This is a genomic window from Aliivibrio friggae, from assembly GCF_057368515.1.
Genome location: NZ_CM170649.1, coordinates 41,986 through 52,353, shown reverse-complemented (window position 1 = coordinate 52,353; position 10,368 = coordinate 41,986). Strand labels below are relative to the sequence as shown.

Here is a 10,368-nt window from a genome sequence, read left to right as displayed (position 1 = left end):
ATTAATGAACCTGTCATTTTATACCCAAGTGACTGGTTCTGCACTTAAATATCTAAGATTATCCCTTGATTGTGGTCAAGAGTTGATGCTTTTTCAATAATCCACGAAATTGATGGTAAGTAATGCCTAATTCTTCAGCGGCCTTACGTTGATGGTGATGTGTTTTTAATAGCGCCTGTTCGAGTAGATCTTTTTCTTGTTCAATTTGAAACTGTTTTAAATTCAATGGTAATGAGGTAGTTTGTTCTTGTTTCTCTTGATTATTGAGTATAGCTGAAGAAGATGAGGTTAACTGAGAGTCATTCCAAGGAGAGATAAAAGGATTCAGTTGTATAGAGTCGATTTGTGCTTCTTCATGGTTATGTTTAAATACAGCACGCTCGATGCAGTTTCTTAATTCACGCACGTTACCTGGCCAATCATGATCTAATATTTGTTGTTTTGCATAATATGAAAATCCAGCAAAATATCGCAAATTCATTTCTTGGCACATTTTTATCGCAAAATGCTCAGCAAGTAATAGCACGTCTTGCTCGCGATATCGTAATGGAGGCAGGTGAATGACATCAAAAGATAATCTATCGAGTAAATCCGATCTGAATCTTTTTTCTGCTACTAAATCTTGCGGATTTTGGTTGGTCGCACAAATTAAGCGAACATCTGCCTTTAAGGTTTGAGAACCACCAACGCGTTCATATTCACCATACTCAATCACACGAAGCAGTTTTTCTTGAACGGTTAAAGGCGCAGTACCAAGTTCATCTAAAAATAGAGAACCACCATCAGCGCGCTCAAATCGACCGTGATGACGCTGTTTTGCTCCTGTAAATGAACCGGCATCGTGACCAAAAAGCTCAGAATCTAACGTACCTGAACTTAATGCAGCGCAGTTTAAACTCACGAGTGGCTCATCCCATCGTTTTGACAGAAAGTGTAGGCGTTGAGCTATAAGTTCTTTACCAGTTCCGCGCTCACCTAGGATAAGAATAGGTCGATCAATCATCGCCAATTGTGAAGCATGATCTAACGTAGATAAAAACGCATCTGATTCGCCAATTAAACTGTCTTTTCTCATACATTACCCTCTAATTTTTTGGTCAATATAACTAAATAGTGGTCATTTTAATCATAACTTAAAATTATCAAGTCGTCGATTTTGTGTAAGTCATTGATTCTTAATAAGTGAAAACTTGGCATGCATTGTGTAATAGTCATTGTAGATTTTAAAATAAATAGTTATCTAGATTGATATTAATTGAGAGGAATAAATTATGGGTATTTTTTCACGCTTTGCAGACATCGTTAATGCCAATGTAACTTCTTTATTGGATAAAGCGGAAAATCCAGAAAAGATGATCCGTTTGATCATTCAAGAGATGGAAGACACACTAGTTGAAGTTCGTACTGCATCAGCAAAAGCAATCGCAGATAAAAAAGAACTGACACGTAAAATTGGTTCCATTGAAGCACAAGTCACCGATTGGCAAGAAAAAGCAAGTTTAGCTTTGATTAAACAACGCGAAGATTTAGCGCGCTCAGCTCTGATAGAAAAGCAGAAAGTTCAAGATGTACTATCAAGTTTAAAAACAGAATTTATTCTTGTTGAAGAGTGCATTGAGAAGTTAACCACAGAATTAACTGAGTTAGAGACTAAACTGACAGAAACACGTGCACGTCAACAAGCGCTTGTTATTCGTCAACAAACGGCGCAGCATCGTAATGATATTAAAGCCCATACACATTCAGGAAAAACAGAACGTACAATGGCAAAGTTTGAACAATATGAGCGTCGTATTGATGAGTTGGATGCAAAGGCAGACACTTACTCAATGGGTAAAGCAAACTCATTAGAACAAGAATTTGCAGAGCTGCAAGCGCAAGATGAAATTGAAAAAGAATTAGAGCGTCTAAAAGAACAAATGAAGAAAGACGCATAATCTGACTGAACATAAATTACTAAGGAGAAAACAATGAGCGGCTTTTTTGCTTTCCCATTGGTTATATTTTTTATTTTTGTTGCCCCGTTATGGCTATTTTTACATTACCGAAGCAAAAGTAAAACAGCACAAGGTCTGTCACATGAAGATACACAGTTATTGAAAACAATGACAGAACGTGCGGATAAAATGCAACGTCGTGTTGAAACATTAGAGAAAATTCTGGATGCAGAATCCCCGAGTTGGAGGGAGCGCTAATGTCAAAAGAACTGTATAGAGATACTCGAAATGGAAAGATTGGTGGTGTCTGCGCAGGTATCGCTCAGTACTTTGGTATTGAACCTTGGATAGTGCGTATTTTGGTGGTATCCGCGGCATTGTTTAGCGCAGGTTTTTTAGTTATGTTGGCGTACTTTGCAGCCATGCTGTTTTTAGATAAAGCACCGGTTGAAATGTACTATCGAACAGAAGAGAAGCGTGAGCACACGGTAAAAAGCAAGCCGTGGCAAGCAGGGCAATCGCCATCAGAAGTGATTAAGCGTGTTGATAAAGACATGGCGAGAATGGAAGAAAAAATTCGTAGAATGGAAGGATACGTAACCTCTTCTGAATATAAAGTTCGTCGTGAGTTTCGTAATCTTTAACTAGGTAACCATTAATTAATACTTTGTTCATGGGGTGTTCAGATTCAGTTCTGTACACTCCATTTGTTGTTTGTAGTCAGTAATAATACTTATTTAGATTGGTATAAAACACAAAGCGAGAAGTAAAATGAGTAGATTAACCAAAGAAATGAATAAATTAGTGAGCCGTAGTATGGATCGCCACGTCAAGTTGGCGGTTACAGGGCTATCGCGTGCAGGTAAGACGGCATTTATTACCTCTTTGATTAATCAATGCTTACATGCCGCTTCAAGTGATAAGTTACATTTATTATCTGTGACCCGTGAAGGGCGAATGATTGGTGCGAAACGCGTACCGCAATCAAATCTTTCTATTCCTAGTTTTACTTATGACGAAGGAATGGATTCGCTACTTTCTGAGCCCCCGACATGGCCAGAGCCTACTCGCGATGTGAGTGAGTTACGTTTAGCCATAAAATTCAAACCAAAATCAGGTTTGTTAAAACACCTACAAGACAACGCGACTTTATACGTTGATATTGTTGATTATCCTGGCGAGTGGCTATTGGATTTACCGCTTTTGGATATGGATTATTTAGCGTGGTCTAAACAGCAGCAATCGAACCTTACTGGTCATCGTAAAATGCTGTCTGAAGCTTGGTTAAAAGAAGCGAAGAAACTCGATCCCTTGGCGCCTGTTGATGAAAAGCAAATAGCTCATATTTCTGAGCTATTTACACAATATCTTCATGATTGTAAGGATTCTCAGGGATTACATTGGGTTCAGCCGGGTCGTTTTGTATTACCTGAAGAGCTAGCAGGTGCGCCGGTATTGCAATTTTTCCCATTTATGTTTCTGCATAAATACACAGAAGAAGAGTTAGCAAAAGCGAGTAAAGACTCAAATATTTCGGCATTAAAAAAACGCTATAAACATTATCAACAACATGTGGTGAAGAAGTTTTATAACGAACACTTTAGACACTTTGATCGTCAAATCGTACTGGTCGATTGTTTACAGCCATTAAATGCTGGTGAGCAATCGTTTAACGATATGCGCCAAGCGGTTGATCAGTTGATGCACAGTTTTCAATATGGCAAAAGCTCAATGCTTAAACGTCTGTTTTCACCAAAAATTGATAAGGTGTTGTTTGCGGCAACCAAGGCTGATCATGTGACACCAGAACAGCATCCAAATATGGTGTCCTTGTTACAACAAATGATCCACCAAACATGGCAAGAAACGGCGTATGAAGGCATCAAGATGGAGTGCATGAGTATTGCGTCTATTCAAGCGACTACGGCGGGAATGATTGATGAAAATGGTGAGCTATTTTCTGCTATTTCAGGAGTAAGCTCTGAGCAGCAGCCATTAATGATGTTTCCGGGCGAAGTGCCAAAACGTATACCAAGTAAAGCCTATTGGGAAACAGAACCGTTTAACTTTATGAGTTTTCAACCGTTGCACAATGAGAATGACAAGCCACTGCAACACATCCGAATGGATAAGGCGATGCAGTTCTTGCTAGGAGATAAATTAGTATGAGTGAGTTAAAAAAACAGCGTATCTTTCAAGCCTCGTCTCAAGAACTGGAGCAAGATACAGAAACCCTTGATAACCTGCAAACTCAAAAGCTATTTGAAGAGAGTGTTAAATTTGTTCCTCAAGCTATCGAAGAAGAGGAACTTGATGGTGTGGATATTGAAACGCCATTAATCAAAAAGAAAACCCATTGGAGTATTAAAACTCTGATTGGTGGTTTCCTTGGTTTAACGGTGTGGCAAAGTGTTGATCATGTCATTACTGCAATCCAATCGGCTGATTTTCTGTCATTAGGCTGGGCTGGGTTAATTAGCCTTGCAGCAATCATGGGGGTTACTGCTATTGGTCGTGAATTATGGACATTGCGTAAACTTAAAAACCGAGCTGAAATTCAACATCAAGTAACTGAATTGGTTGAAGGCAATGGTATTGGTCAGGCAAAACCGTTCTGTGAAGCATTAGCTAAGAAAGGAGCAACGGCGAATACGGCAGAATATACGCGCTGGAAGAATAGTATCGAATCGCATCATAATAACGCTGAAGTATTTGAAATGTATGACAGCATGGTGGTTTCAGAGCAAGATAAACGAGCAAAAGCATTAATTAGTAAACACGCAGGTGAATCAGCATTGATGGTGGCATTAAGTCCATTAGCTGTGGTGGATATGTTATTAGTAGCGTGGCGTAATATTCGATTAATCGAACAAGTCTCTCAAGTTTATGGGGTAGAGCTTGGCTATTGGGGCCGCTTACGTTTGTTCAAAATGGTTTTGCAAAATATGGCGTTTGCAGGAGCAACTGAAATGGTGACGGATGTTGGTGTTGATATGCTATCTACTGGCCTTGCTGGTAAATTATCAACCAGAGCAGCACAGGGTTTAGGTATTGGTTTATTAACGGCACGTTTTGGATTAAGAACCATGAATTTAATGCGTCCATTACCATGGCAAGTGGGTGAAGCACCAAAGCTTTCTGATATGCGTAAAACGATAGTTGCTCAATTAGCATCCAAATTGAGTTCTCAAGATAAGAATTAACTAATACAGTTATCATTCTCATAAAAAAGCATACTATTTACAAATCGATTAGTGATAGTATGACGCCATTAGTCGGGGAGCCAATAGGCTGAGATCGCAATAGCGAACCCGTTGAACCTGATTCAGTTAGTACTGACGTAGGGAACTAATGGTCTTCTTGAAACGATCTCTCTGATCGATTTCTTTAATGAGATAGCACCTACTCGGTATCTTTATCTCATGTGACTGTTTTTCCTGACCGTTAGTTAGGGAAAATAAGTATGCCTTCGTTACACACTACCGCACTTTTATCGACATTATCTGCAACAACACCGATTGTATTAACTATTGCTGGCTCTGACAGTGGCGGCGGCGCAGGGATCCAAGCCGACATTAAAGCGATTTCTGCAACCGGCAGTTATGCGTGTTCTGTTATTACCGCATTAACGGCTCAAAATACGCAAGGCGTGACGGGCATTTATCCAATCAGCAGTGAATTTGTTGAGCAGCAACTTGATGCTGTTTTCTCTGATTTGAATGTTATCGCCGTTAAAGTCGGCATGCTAAGTGATTCTGATATCATCTGTTCTGTTGCGAAAAAAATAAAACAATACTCTCCTCGCTATCTTGTGGTTGACCCTGTTATGGTCGCGACCAGCGGTGATCTTCTTCTGCAATCTTCTGCTATTGAAAGCCTTAAATCCGAACTGCTTCCTCTTGCCGATGTGATCACGCCAAACCTCCCTGAAGCGGCGGCACTTATTAACGCTAAAGTACCCGAAAGTGAAGCTGAAATGACGGCAATGATTGATGAACTTCGTCAATTAGGTGCTAAGTCAGTATTGCTAAAAGGTGGGCATTTAGAAAAAGATGAGAACAGTACTGATTTACTGATTTTATCTGATTCCATAGAGCGTTTATCGACACCCCGAATTGAAACTCGCAATACACACGGCACGGGCTGTACGTTATCGTCAGCGATTGCTTCGTATTTAGCGCAAGGTCATGAGTTACAGGCGGCAGTAACACTAGGTAAGCATTATATTACTCAAGCGATTATTCATGCGGATGAACTGAATATAGGTCAGGGACATGGGCCTGTGAATCACTTCTTTGCTTTACATACTCCAGAGTAATGGGGATGAATCATCGCATTGGTGCCGCCATTTCTAATGGGGCCTTACAATATACAGACAGCGAAAAGCCTATTATTTTCAATCTAAATATGACGATCCCTAAAGGAAAATGGACCGCCATATTAGGAAAGAGTGGTTGTGGTAAAACCTCTATTTTGCGTTATCTCGCAGGATTATTGACCGATAAAGTCATGTGGTCAGGGGATGTTTCGATTGATGGCGTAGACGCATTAGAGGGCAATATCGCGTACATGGCGCAACAAGATTTATTGATGCCGTGGTTAAACGTAATAGATAACGTCTGCTTTGCCGACAAGTTTGCAACGAACTCTCGCTTTAATTCAACGAAACCGAACTCGGATAAACACAGAGCGCATGAACTTTTAGAGTTAGTTGGACTAAAAGGGCATGAGTTTGCGATGCCGTCGCAATTATCGGGTGGGATGCGCCAGCGTGTTGCGTTAGCTCGGACATTAATGCAAGACAAACCAATGGTATTAATGGATGAACCTTTTTCTGCGTTAGATGCAGTAACTCGTTATCGCCTGCAAGATCTTGCTGCTCAAGTGCTAGCAGATAAAACCGTTTTATTGATCACGCATGATCCACAAGAAGCGTTAAGACTCAGTGATGCGGTTTATATCATGCAAGGACAGCCTGCTTCAGCGGTCTCCTTACCCGTTCCAAGTACGTCGATACCTCGCAAGATTGATGCAGAGTTGGCGGTACTTCAACAACAGATAATTGATACGTTAGAGGTCGATTATGTCTAAATCATTCCTTATAAATTCGACATCAGCAACGATAGGAAAGGTAACGCAAAAACCAATGCTACAAAACGTGAAATCCTTAATAAGAATCTTAATCAGTGCGGTGGTTATTCTGGGATTATGGCAATTCATCGTAATCGTTTTTGCTTTACCAAGCTTCATTTTACCGAGTCCATTGGCTGTCTTTACTAAATTAATACAGCGATACGATGTGCTACTTGCTCATTCATGGATAACGGCTCAAGAGATCTTACTTGGTCTTGGCTTGGGTCTTTCTATGGGGTTGTTATTTGCGCTTCAAATGCTGTTGTTTGATCCACTTCGACGTTGGTTATTACCAATTTTAATTGCGAGCCAAGCGATCCCTGTTTTTGCTATCGCACCTATTTTGATGTTGTGGTTGGGTTATGGCATCGCATCAAAAGTAGTGATGGCGGCATTAATTATCTTTTTCCCTGTGACTACCTGTTGTTATGACGGGCTGCGAAATACCCCAAGTGGTTACCTTGATTTAGCCCACACGATGGGTGCATCAAAATGGCAATTATTAAAATACGTTCGCTTACCTGCGGCTTTACCTGCCTTAGCATCTGGTATTCGTGTTGCTGTTGTTGTCGCGCCTATTGGTGCTGTCGTTGGTGAATGGGTAGGCTCAAGCGAAGGCCTCGGCTATTTGATGCTGCAAGCGAATGCTCGAATGATGATAGATGAAATGTTTGCTGCGTTATTTATTCTCGCGGCGCTATCCGTCAGTTTGTATTTTCTTGCGGATGTATTGATTCAAAAACTCATACCGTGGCAACACGATAAATAAATTCATAATAAAAGGACTCATTGAATAATGAAAAATAGAGTAATTAAAGGGGCGGTGGCTCTGCTTATTTCAAGCTACTCCATGATGGCAAGCGCGGAAGACAAAGCGATGACATTAATGTTGGATTGGTTTGTAAATCCGAACCATGGGCCAGTGGTTATCGCACAGCAAAAAGGCTATTTCAAAGAAGAAGGCCTAAATGTGACGGTTCAAGAACCTGCAGATCCAAGTATGCCGGCAAAATTAGTGGCGGCAAATAACATTGATTTAGCCATTTCTTACCAAACCAGTTTAACGATTGATGTAGCGGCAGGCTTACCGTTAATTCGTTCAGCTACTCTTATTGCCACGCCATTAAACACCTTAATGGTACTGGATAACGGCAAGATAAATTCTTTAGCTGATTTGAAAGGCAAGAAGATTGGTATTGCAATTGCGGGTAATGAAGACGCCACGATTGGCACTATGTTGAATACAGAAGGGGTTGATTTCTCTGAGGTTAAAATCATCAATGTAGGCTGGGCATTATCGTCTTCATTAGCTTCAGGAAAAGTGGATGCTATTTGGGGAGGATTACGTAATTTTGAAACCAATCAATTAGCATTAGAAGGTTACAAAGCGAAATCATTTTTTCCAGAGGAGCACGGTGTGCCCTCGTATGATGAGCTTGTTTTTGTTGCGAATGCCAAAACATACGATGCCGATGCGCTAAAGAAATTTAATCACGCTATCGAAAAAGCGACACAATTTATTGTGAATCACCCTGATGAATCGTGGAAAACCTTTGTTTCTTACGCGCCAGATACCTTAAACAATGAATTAAATAAACGCGCATGGAATGACACGTTAACGCGTTTTGCCTTACGCCCATCAGCGGTTGATTTAGAACGCTACAATCGCTTCTCTGAGTTTATGTTCGAGCATAAGATCATAAAAACACAACCTAAAGCCCAAGATTTTGTGCCGGTGTTGTAATCCATTTTTCCTGTTTATTTTTAGAGAATCAGTATGAATCATCAAGACTTAATTCAAGCGTGTCAAAATGAGTGGACCGAATACACCGAGCACAGCTTCGTTCAACAATTAGCACTTGGAGAGCTAGCGCATTCGTCATTTCTACATTATTTAAAGCAAGATTTTCTGTTTTTAAAACAGTACACCAGAGCGTATGCCTTAGCGATTTATAAAGCGAGAACGTTAGCGGAAATGCGAATGGCGTTACCGAGTGTACAAGCATTATTGAGTTCAGAAATTGCACACCATGTGACTTATTGTGGTGAGTGGGGCGTGTCAGAAGTAGAGATGGAAGCAGAGCCAGAAGCCTTTGGCACGGTAGCCTACACTCGATTTGTATTAGATACCGGTATGTCTGGTGATGTCATTGATTTATACGCAGCATTAGCGCCGTGTTCTATTGGTTATGGGGTGATTGGTACGCAATTACTAGCAAGAGAGTCAACTAGGCTAGAAGGCAATCCGTATGCGAATTGGATCAAGATGTATGGTGGCGAAGAGTTTCAATCTGGCGTGCAAAAAAGTATTACACAGCTAGATGAATTGCTTGCTGATATCGACCTTGATAGTCAGCGTGGGCAGCGTTTGTGTCATATTTTTAAAACGGCGACTCGAATGGAAGTGGCGTTTTGGCAACAAGGATTAGATGAAGCCTAATTGTTGATGATTAGTACTCAATTAATGAATAAGCGAACGAATTAAGGAAGAACAATGACAATCATGAATACGCAAAAAATTATTGAAGCATTGGTGGTATTACGCGAGAAAAAACCATTAGTTGTGAACATTACCAACTATGTTGTGATGAACAACACCGCGAATGCTTTATTGGCGTTAGGTGCGTCACCAATCATGGCGCACAGCCAGCAAGAAATGGCAGAGATGATGAGTTTCTCTGGTGCGTTAGTCATTAATATTGGTACGTTGGATAGCGTATGGACACCAAGAATGCATTTCGCGGTAGAGCAAGCAAACCTTAATAATAAAGTGGTGGTGCTTGATCCGGTGGGATGTGGTGCAAGTCAACTTCGTACCCAAACCGCGCGTCAAATCGCAGAAGCGGCGAATACATTGATTATTCGTGGAAACGCCTCTGAGATCATCGCATTAGCAGGTGAAAATGCACAGAGCAAAGGCGTAGATGCATTAGACAGCAGTGATTCTGCATTAGGTGCAGCTTGTTATGTCGCGCAGCAATATCAATGCAACGTCGTTATTTCGGGTGAAACTGATTACGTAGTTACGAAAGATGCGCAATATCAATTGGATAATGGCCATGCGATGATGCCTTTTGTTACGGGAATGGGTTGCACACATACAGCATTAACTGGGGCTTTTGCCGCAATAGGTGAGTATTCAGGGGTTGCTGCGACGGCTGTTTTAGGCGTTGCAGGTGAGATCGCAGCTGAGAACTCAGCAGGTCCTGGTAGTTTGCAAATGAACCTATTAGATACGCTTTATCAGTTGGATGAAGAGACACTGATAAATCGCTTGAAATTAACGGTTAATACATAG

The 10,368-nt window shown here is 40.8% G+C and carries 12 protein-coding genes and 1 riboswitch; of the genes, 11 read left to right on the top strand and 1 reads right to left on the bottom strand.

Annotated elements, in window-relative coordinates:
• Window positions 1-58: 58 nt before the first annotated feature.
• Complete coding sequence (gene pspF, locus AC2INI_RS13940; RefSeq protein ID WP_122032035.1) at window positions 59-1,075, bottom strand: phage shock protein operon transcriptional activator; 1,017 nt, start codon at window positions 1,073-1,075, stop codon at window positions 59-61.
• Between the two features lie 196 nt (window positions 1,076-1,271).
• On the opposite strand from pspF, the gene pspA reads away from it, so the two are divergent.
• From pspA to thiM, 11 genes are all read left to right on the top strand, one after another.
• The gene (pspA, locus tag AC2INI_RS13935; protein ID WP_486306129.1) at window positions 1,272-1,937 is read left to right on the top strand and encodes a phage shock protein PspA; all 666 of its coding nucleotides are present in this window, start codon (window positions 1,272-1,274) and stop codon (window positions 1,935-1,937) included.
• Window positions 1,938-1,970: 33 nt separating this feature from the next.
• The gene (gene pspB, locus AC2INI_RS13930) at window positions 1,971-2,195 is read left to right on the top strand and encodes an envelope stress response membrane protein PspB (RefSeq protein WP_122032034.1); all 225 of its coding nucleotides are present in this window, start codon (window positions 1,971-1,973) and stop codon (window positions 2,193-2,195) included.
• Complete coding sequence (gene pspC / locus AC2INI_RS13925) at window positions 2,195-2,581, top strand: envelope stress response membrane protein PspC (protein WP_017021854.1); 387 nt, start codon at window positions 2,195-2,197, stop codon at window positions 2,579-2,581. The genes pspB and pspC overlap by 1 nt, the downstream gene beginning before the upstream one ends.
• A 127-nt stretch (window positions 2,582-2,708) precedes the next feature.
• Complete coding sequence (locus AC2INI_RS13920) at window positions 2,709-4,106, top strand: YcjX family GTP-binding protein (RefSeq protein WP_486306128.1); 1,398 nt, start codon at window positions 2,709-2,711, stop codon at window positions 4,104-4,106.
• Window positions 4,103-5,140, top strand: coding sequence for a YcjF family protein (locus AC2INI_RS13915; RefSeq protein ID WP_486306127.1), 1,038 nt, complete (start codon window positions 4,103-4,105; stop codon window positions 5,138-5,140). Before AC2INI_RS13920 ends, AC2INI_RS13915 begins: the two co-directional genes overlap by 4 nt.
• Window positions 5,141-5,203: 63 nt before the next feature.
• Window positions 5,204-5,301, top strand: a riboswitch (TPP riboswitch).
• A gap of 99 nt (window positions 5,302-5,400) precedes the next feature.
• Window positions 5,401-6,255 carry a bifunctional hydroxymethylpyrimidine kinase/phosphomethylpyrimidine kinase gene (thiD, locus tag AC2INI_RS13910; protein WP_486306126.1) on the top strand — a complete coding sequence of 285 codons (855 nt, stop codon included), beginning with the start codon at window positions 5,401-5,403 and terminating at the stop codon, window positions 6,253-6,255.
• Between the two features lie 5 nt (window positions 6,256-6,260).
• Window positions 6,261-7,028 (top strand): ABC transporter ATP-binding protein, encoded by a 768-nt coding sequence (locus tag AC2INI_RS13905; protein WP_486306125.1) that lies wholly within the window; start codon window positions 6,261-6,263, stop codon window positions 7,026-7,028.
• A 55-nt stretch (window positions 7,029-7,083) separates the two neighbouring features.
• On the top strand, window positions 7,084-7,839 hold the full coding sequence (locus AC2INI_RS13900) for an ABC transporter permease (protein WP_255312093.1): 756 nt from the start codon (window positions 7,084-7,086) through the stop codon (window positions 7,837-7,839).
• A 27-nt stretch (window positions 7,840-7,866) separates the two neighbouring features.
• Window positions 7,867-8,814, top strand: coding sequence for an ABC transporter substrate-binding protein (locus tag AC2INI_RS13895; protein WP_122032029.1), 948 nt, complete (start codon window positions 7,867-7,869; stop codon window positions 8,812-8,814).
• A 33-nt stretch (window positions 8,815-8,847) separates the two neighbouring features.
• Window positions 8,848-9,510 carry a thiaminase II gene (gene tenA / locus AC2INI_RS13890; protein ID WP_122032028.1) on the top strand — a complete coding sequence of 221 codons (663 nt, stop codon included), beginning with the start codon at window positions 8,848-8,850 and terminating at the stop codon, window positions 9,508-9,510.
• Between the two features lie 54 nt (window positions 9,511-9,564).
• A complete protein-coding gene (gene thiM / locus AC2INI_RS13885) occupies window positions 9,565-10,368 on the top strand; it encodes a hydroxyethylthiazole kinase (RefSeq protein WP_486306124.1) in 804 nt (267 codons plus the stop codon).

Bases quoted from the DNA above. Each gene is read 5' to 3' on its own strand.
- pspB (WP_122032034.1), top strand. From the start codon at position 1,971: ATGAGCGGCTTTTTTGCTTTCCCATTGGTTATATTTTTTATTTTTGTT.
- AC2INI_RS13915 (WP_486306127.1), top strand. From the start codon at position 4,103: ATGAGTGAGTTAAAAAAACAGCGTATCTTTCAAGCCTCGTCTCAAGAA.
- thiD (WP_486306126.1), top strand. From the start codon at position 5,401: ATGCCTTCGTTACACACTACCGCACTTTTATCGACATTATCTGCAACA.
- pspF (WP_122032035.1), bottom strand. From the start codon at position 1,075: ATGAGAAAAGACAGTTTAATTGGCGAATCAGATGCGTTTTTATCTACG.
- AC2INI_RS13905 (WP_486306125.1), top strand. From the start codon at position 6,261: ATGAATCATCGCATTGGTGCCGCCATTTCTAATGGGGCCTTACAATAT.
- pspC (WP_017021854.1), top strand. From the start codon at position 2,195: ATGTCAAAAGAACTGTATAGAGATACTCGAAATGGAAAGATTGGTGGT.
- pspA (WP_486306129.1), top strand. From the start codon at position 1,272: ATGGGTATTTTTTCACGCTTTGCAGACATCGTTAATGCCAATGTAACT.
- thiM (WP_486306124.1), top strand. From the start codon at position 9,565: ATGACAATCATGAATACGCAAAAAATTATTGAAGCATTGGTGGTATTA.
- AC2INI_RS13895 (WP_122032029.1), top strand. From the start codon at position 7,867: ATGAAAAATAGAGTAATTAAAGGGGCGGTGGCTCTGCTTATTTCAAGC.
- AC2INI_RS13920 (WP_486306128.1), top strand. From the start codon at position 2,709: ATGAGTAGATTAACCAAAGAAATGAATAAATTAGTGAGCCGTAGTATG.
- AC2INI_RS13900 (WP_255312093.1), top strand. From the start codon at position 7,084: ATGCTACAAAACGTGAAATCCTTAATAAGAATCTTAATCAGTGCGGTG.
- tenA (WP_122032028.1), top strand. From the start codon at position 8,848: ATGAATCATCAAGACTTAATTCAAGCGTGTCAAAATGAGTGGACCGAA.